The 4465-nt window shown below is 71.3% G+C and carries 5 protein-coding genes; 3 read left to right on the plus strand and 2 right to left on the minus strand.

Going from position 1 to position 4465, the window contains the following annotated elements; translation table 11 throughout:
- Both ACZ56B_RS31785 and ACZ56B_RS31790 read left to right on the plus strand, forming a co-directional pair.
- Window positions 1-94 (plus strand): adenosylhomocysteinase (locus ACZ56B_RS31785; RefSeq protein WP_468788925.1); only part of this gene is annotated, 94 nt, incomplete at its 5' end.
- A gap of 148 nt (window positions 95-242) precedes the next feature.
- Window positions 243-779 carry a transposase gene (locus ACZ56B_RS31790; protein WP_468798230.1) on the plus strand — a complete coding sequence of 179 codons (537 nt, stop codon included), beginning with the start codon at window positions 243-245 and terminating at the stop codon, window positions 777-779.
- Between the two features lie 627 nt (window positions 780-1406).
- On the opposite strand, the gene ACZ56B_RS31795 is transcribed toward ACZ56B_RS31790, so the two are convergent.
- Window positions 1407-1961: an FAD-dependent oxidoreductase gene (locus tag ACZ56B_RS31795; protein ID WP_468798233.1), complete on the minus strand. Its 555-nt coding sequence runs from the start codon at window positions 1959-1961 to the stop codon at window positions 1407-1409.
- A 457-nt stretch (window positions 1962-2418) separates the two neighbouring features.
- Window positions 2419-3264 carry an NmrA family NAD(P)-binding protein gene (locus tag ACZ56B_RS31800; RefSeq protein WP_468798236.1) on the minus strand — a complete coding sequence of 282 codons (846 nt, stop codon included), beginning with the start codon at window positions 3262-3264 and terminating at the stop codon, window positions 2419-2421.
- Between the two features lie 81 nt (window positions 3265-3345).
- Here ACZ56B_RS31800 and ACZ56B_RS31805 point away from each other — a divergent pair, with 81 nt between their 5' ends.
- Window positions 3346-4302: an AraC family transcriptional regulator gene (locus ACZ56B_RS31805; RefSeq protein ID WP_468798239.1), complete on the plus strand. Its 957-nt coding sequence runs from the start codon at window positions 3346-3348 to the stop codon at window positions 4300-4302.
- The last annotated feature ends 163 nt before the right edge of the window (window positions 4303-4465 follow it).

Genomic DNA, 4465 nt, shown 5'->3' on the forward strand with positions numbered 1-4465 from the left:
CGGCGTCAAGCTCACCCGGCTGCGCCCGGAGCAGGCGGAGTACATCGGGGTGAAGGTCGAGGGCCCGTACAAGCCCGACCACTACCGCTACTGAGCCCACGCTCCCGCCGGGCGGACGCGTCCGCACCCCGACGCGCTCCCCGGCAGCAGGCGGACCAGCTCTCCAGGCTCCGCCTCGTCGGCTCACTTCCGGTCCGGACGGCATCAGGCACCACCGCTGACGCTGATGTGCCCCGGGTCCGGTGGAGTCACCTTGCTGGACAGATGATGTCCCAGACGCCAAGGAGGCTTCAGCGCCCCGTGGTCACCCGGCCGAGTTCCGGCGCAAGGTCCTCGATCTCGTCGATTCCGGCCGGGCGATCAGGGAGATCGCTCACGGTCTCGGCATCAGCGAGCAGACGATCTACGTCCGGCGACGTCAGCACCTCGTCGACACCGGGCAGCTGCCCGGGCCGACCAGCCAGGACCGGGCTGAGCTCGTGGTCGCCCGACGACGGATTGCCGAACTGGAGGCGGAACCGGCCGTCCACCGCCAGCGGCGCCACTCCGCGCTCGGCATGCTCACACCCGTCGAGTTCGAACTGAGGTCGATCCCCGCGATCGCCCAGGATCCAGCAACTCGACTCCATGCAAGCCGGGGCACATCGAACCCTCCGGGTGGGGCTGGGGGAGTTGACCCTGGCCGGGTCACTCCCCGGCCCAAAAGTCGGCAACGTCAGGACGCAGCCGCGTCCGATGCTGACTGTTCGTTGACCTCAGCCCGGCAATCATGCATCTGACCTGCGGAAATGACCAAGCGTTAGGTCTTGGACTTGAACATGGCACGCAGCATCGGTGCACTCCTGAAAGGAGGCTCCCTGCCTGCGTTTCTGCAGGTCAAGGGCTGTTTCGACATCTTACAGCCAGTCGCGTGTCCGGGCAGCTTTCGCCAGGTTTTTCAGGACTCGCGCTGACCCGGTGCTGGCTTTCCTGGCGGTGCGTCAGGCGCCGGGAAGGGTGCCTCGGGTCCGGCCCCGCTCCCCGGGCCACCCCTCACCGACGGCCGGGATCAGCGTACGCAGCGGCCCTTCGAAGACCTTCGTGACGATCACCACAGCGGGGCTCGGCCACCCGACTGTCACGTCGGACAAGATCTCTCGTCGGGTCCGGTGGCGCGCGACGTAGCCGCTGAACGCCGGTTGGCCGAACCGGCGATCCTCCTGCTCATTGTTTCGCCCTCGCGGTGACGCTTGGCGGTGGCACGCGACGGACACCACTCGGTCCCCTGCAGTACTGGGCCCCGTGATCGCTGTGGGAAACGGCGACGGCGAGGCTGCCGCGGGTCCGTTCGGCCGCATGCGGGGCGCCGGGGCGACACCCCCTTGGCGCTGCCGGCACCTGCCGTGCCGTCGGGGGGCCGAGCCGCGCTACTCGTACATCGGGCGCGGAGGGGGACCGTGCCGATGGTGCGCGCCGAACGCGCCGGTCGATCCCGACCAGGCGGCCGCACTCACGAGGTCGGCGGGTCCGGAACCACTGGACCCCGGGGCGGGGCCGTCCGGGGTCGGCATGATCGCCTTGGCCGGGACGAGTCCGGTCGCGGTGGGGATGCCATAGCGCCTGAGTTCGGCGGTGATCAGCGGCTGGGACTCGTCGACGAACTGTCCGCCCATCTCCACGGGCTGTCCGGCGAAGGTGTCGGTCCAGGTGCGGCCGCCGGTCCGGCCACGGGCCTCCAGCAGCAGCGGGTTGAGCCCTTTGGCCCGCAGTTCCCGTGCCGCTATCGCTCCCGCGAAGCCGAGGCCCACGACGATGGCGTCATAGCCGGTCCGCGGCTCGGTGGCCCGGGCGGCAGTGCCGCCCAGGGGTCCGGTGACGGTCCCGACCGCGGCGGCCGCGGCGGTGAGCCCGCCGAGCCTGAACAGCCGCCGACGGGACAGATCACCGGTGCCGCGTATGCCTGGCTGGTTGTCTTCAGTCACTGGGGTGTCCTCAGGTTTCCTGTGATCGCGTGTACATGGGACCAGGGGGGCGGCTGAGGAATCGACGGCTGCCTGCGCGGCCCCTGTCCTCGCGACGTGCTCGCTCCGCCGGTTCGGGCACGGCTGATCGACTCGACAGCCGGCGGGATCCGGCTCGCGTTCGCGAGACAGGCGATCGGAAATGTGGTGCCACCTCAGAGCGAGACAGAACCCGGACGAGTCCGTGGCTCCACAACGGTGGCGGGCCGGGACGCGTCCGCGTACGCAGTCGCGTCGGCCTGCCACAAGGTGCTGCTCCCCCGTTGCTCGTGCAGTGTTGCGTCGGCCTGCTCCGGGAACAGGCCCTCCGGCGTGCCGCCACCGGCGTCGCCGGACGTTCAGGTGGTACGGCCCGCGCATCTCACGATCGCGGGGGCGGTGTCGTGCGGTCGGTGGTCGTCACCGACCGCAGGTGACGTCAGTCGCGCCACGCCCCGGCGGCCGCGGCGTCCGAGACGAACTGGGCGAAGGGACGAGCCGGGCGGCCCAGCGCGGCCTCCACACCGTCGGACAGATGGCTGTCCATGTCCCTCCGGATCGGGCCGACCGAGTCCGCGTAGTCCTCGGCGTCGGCCTTGGGCCAGCCTTCGGCGATCAGTTCGGCGACGAAGTCCTCGGGCGAGAGGGGCACGTAGCGCACCGTCCGGCCGGTGGCCTCCGAGATGAGCGCCAACGCCTCGCCGATGGTCAGCGCGCTCGGTCCGGACAGCTCGTAGGTCTTGCCCACGTGCTTGTCCTCGGTGAGCGCCGCGACCGCGACGGCGGCGATGTCCTCGGCGTCCACGAAGCTCGCCGCGCCGTCACCGGCGGGCAGCCGGAGCTCGCCGGCCATCACCGCGTCGCGGAAGAAACCCTCGCTGAAGTTCTGCGCGAACCACGCCGGCCGGACGATCGTCCACTCCAGCCCGCAGTTGCGCACGGCGTCCTCGCCGTCGATGTGCGTCTTGCCGGCGATGCTGTCCTCGCTGGCGTAGCCGGGCACGTCGGCACCGCGGCCGGACAGCAGCACGACGCGCTCGACGCCCAGTTCCTTCGCGCGCTGGACGAACGGCCGTGTCAGCAGCTCACCGTCGTGCGGCACGATGAAGACCTTCTTCACGCCCTTCAGAGCGGCGTCCCAGGTGCTCTGGTCCGTCCAGTCGAAACGGGGGTCGCTGGAACGCGACCCCACGCGCACCGGGGTGCCCATGGCGCGGAGTTGGGACACGGCGCGCCCGCCGACCTTCCCCGTGCCGCCGGTAATCAGAATCGGGTGCTCAGTCATGTGCCCCACTGAACCGCCCTGCGTGGAGCGAAACCATGGTTGAGACCCCCATGTCGATGTTCGAGCGTCTACATTGGGGGGGTGGACACGTTAGCGAATCTGCTGGACGGGGTACGAGCGCGCGGAGCTGTGTTCACCCGGACGGTCATGAGCCCCCAGTGGTCCCTGCGCTTCGCGAGCGGCGCCCAACTGACGCTGGTGATCGCGGTCAACGGCAGGATCTGGGTCACGCCCGCGGGCAACGAGCCCGTGCCGGTCGACTCCGGTGACACCGTCGTCGTGCGCGGTCCCGCCCCGTACACGGTCGCCGAGGATCCCGCGGCGCCGCCCCACCAGGTCATCACCAGCGCGGACTACTGCGCGCGCACCGCCCGTGCCGTGGCGGGAGGCGGGCCGGCCCCCGACCCGCGGACCTGCGGGGTCGGCGAAGCGGGCGCGGCCTTTCTGATCAGCGGTGCCTACGAGGGCCGGGCCGGCATCAGCGACCGTCTCCTGGATGCCCTCCCGGACGTCCTCGTCGTACCGGAACGGGACAGCGACCGTACGCTCCTCACCCTGGTCACCGAGGAGCTTCGACGCGACAAGCCGGGCCAGCAGGCCGTCCTGGACCGGCTGCTGGACCTGCTGCTCGTCTCCACGCTGCGGGCCTGGTTCGACCGCCCCCAGAACCACGCCCCCGCCTGGTACCGCACCACGGACGACTCGGTCGTCGCGAGCGCGCTGCGGCTGATGCACGACCACCCCGCCCACCCGTGGACGGTGGCGACCCTCGCCGCCAAGGTGGGTTCCTCCAGGTCGGGTCTGGCCCGCCGCTTCACCCGCCATGTCGGGGAACCTCCCATGACCTATCTGGCCACGTGGCGGGTCGCCCTGGCCGCCGACCTGCTCCGCGACACCGACGCCACCGTGAGTTCCATCGCCCGCAGGGTCGGGTACTCCAACACCTTCGCGCTCAGCGTCGCCTTCAAGCGCTGCCGCGGCATCACGCCCACCCAACACCGTGCCGCCGCTCGGCGCACCCGGGAGCTGAACACCTGACCGAAAGCAGCGCCCCGTCCGCAGGCGCCGTCCGCGGCGCGGTCCGGACGCCGACACCCGGGGACCCGGGGGGGGGGGGGGGGGGGGGGGGGGGGAGGGGGGTGGGGGGGGGGGGGGGGGGCACCCGCCCGGGGGCAGAATTTCTATCAGGGGGGGGGGGGGA

The sequence above is a fragment of the Streptomyces sp. NPDC034670 genome (assembly GCF_055574875.1).

Coding starts and splice junctions, on each gene's coding strand:
- ACZ56B_RS31800 (WP_468798236.1), bottom strand. CDS start 3,264: ATGACTGAGCACCCGATTCTGATTACCGGCGGCACGGGGAAGGTCGGC.